The organism is Mesorhizobium sp. WSM4871, assembly GCF_055811295.1.
The window spans coordinates 1-338 of record NZ_JBVVPU010000066.1; the positions used below are offsets into that span (position 1 = coordinate 1).

General features: G+C 58.6%; 1 pseudogene. It reads right to left on the minus strand.

The window, feature by feature from the left end:
• Positions 1-338: pseudogene (locus tag AC0L2H_RS32540) on the minus strand (ABC transporter substrate-binding protein); the annotation flags it as partial.

Here is a 338-nt window from a genome sequence, read left to right on the forward strand (position 1 = left end):
AAATGCGTGTCATTCCATGGCGCTGTCGACAAATACACGGTCGAGTATATCTGGTCCTGCGTCGGTCGACCGTTCCAAAAGTTGGTCAAGAAGGGCTGCTTGTTCCAGACCTCCGAATCATAGCCTTCGACCGGCTCGCGCTTAACCTTGATGGTGATGCCGGCCTTGGCGCAGCTCTGCGCGTAGAGTTGGGCGGCATCGACCGCACCGGTGAAGCCCGCCTCGGAAGTCCTAAGCAGAATCGGTCCTCTGTGGCCCGACTTCTGATAGTGGAACTTGGCCTTGTCCGGATCGAAGGCGCGCTGCTCGATGTCCTCGGGAAAGAGCTGGTAGGAGGC